A 1,567-nucleotide genomic window follows, 5' to 3' on the forward strand; every position below is an offset into this window, starting at 1 on the left:
CAGCCAAGGCAAACTTTTAATTTGAGAGTTTGATCCTGGCTCAGGACGAACGCTGGCGGCGTGCCTAACACATGCAAGTCGAGCGGGGAGAAGAATTCGTTTTTCTCTTTAGCGGCGGACGGGTGAGTAACACGTGGGTAACCTGCCTCAAAGTGGGGGATAGCCTTCCGAAAGGAAGATTAATACCGCATAATATCAAAGCACTGCATGGTGCTTTGATTAAAGGAGCAATCCGCTTTGAGATGGACCCGCGGCGCATTAGCTAGTTGGTGAGGTAACGGCCCACCAAGGCGACGATGCGTAGCCGACCTGAGAGGGTGATCGGCCACATTGGAACTGAGACACGGTCCAGACTCCTACGGGAGGCAGCAGTGGGGAATATTGCACAATGGGGGAAACCCTGATGCAGCAACGCCGCGTGAGTGATGAAGGCCTTCGGGTCGTAAAGCTCTTTGATCAGGGACGATAATGACGGTACCTGAAAAACAAGCCACGGCTAACTACGTGCCAGCAGCCGCGGTAATACGTAGGTGGCGAGCGTTGTCCGGATTTACTGGGCGTAAAGAATGCGTAGGTGGATATTTAAGTGGGATGTGAAATCCCCGGGCTCAACCCGGGAACTGCATACCAAACTGGATATCTGGAGTGCAGGAGAGGAAAGCGGAATTCCTAGTGTAGCGGTGAAATGCGTAGATATTAGGAGGAACACCAGTGGCGAAGGCGGCTTTCTGGACTGTAACTGACACTGAGGCATGAAAGCGTGGGGAGCAAACAGGATTAGATACCCTGGTAGTCCACGCCGTAAACTATGGGTACTAGGTGTAGGGGGTATCGACTCCCCCTGTGCCGCCGTTAACACAATAAGTACCCCGCCTGGGGAGTACGGTCGCAAGACTAAAACTCAAAGGAATTGACGGGGGCCCGCACAAGCAGCGGAGCATGTGGTTTAATTCGAAGCAACGCGAAGAACCTTACCTAGACTTGACATCTCCTGAATTACCCGTAACTGGGGAAGCTCTTCGGAGCAGGAAGACAGGTGGTGCATGGTTGTCGTCAGCTCGTGTCGTGAGATGTTGGGTTAAGTCCCGCAACGAGCGCAACCCTTATCGTTAGTTGCTACCATTAAGTTGAGCACTCTAGCGAGACTGCCCGGGTTAACCGGGAGGAAGGTGGGGATGACGTCAAATCATCATGCCCCTTATGTCTAGGGCTACACACGTGCTACAATGGTGAGGACAAAGAGACGCAAGACCGCGAGGTGGAGCAAATCTCACAAACCTCATCCCAGTTCGGATTGCAGGCTGAAACTCGCCTGCATGAAGCCGGAGTTGCTAGTAATCGCGAATCAGCATGTCGCGGTGAATACGTTCCCGGGCCTTGTACACACCGCCCGTCACACCATGAGAGTTGGCAATACCCGAAGTCCGTGGGGTAACCGTAAGGAGCCAGCGGCCGAAGGTAGGGTCAGCGATTGGGGTGAAGTCGTAACAAGGTAGCCGTAGGAGAACCTGCGGCTGGATCACCTCCTTTCTAGGGAGTCGACAGAAGAGTAACTTCTTCTGATACG

1 rRNA gene is annotated in these 1,567 nt (G+C 53.4%); it reads left to right on the forward strand.

What is annotated here, in order from left to right:
• Positions 1-17 precede the first annotated feature (17 nt).
• Positions 18-1,530, forward strand: a 16S ribosomal RNA gene (locus tag J2Z34_RS17505).
• Positions 1,531-1,567 lie beyond the last annotated feature (37 nt).

Origin of the sequence: Youngiibacter multivorans (assembly GCF_017873395.1) — a bacterium.
Taxonomy (GTDB): Bacteria; Bacillota; Clostridia; order Clostridiales; family Clostridiaceae; genus Youngiibacter; species Youngiibacter multivorans.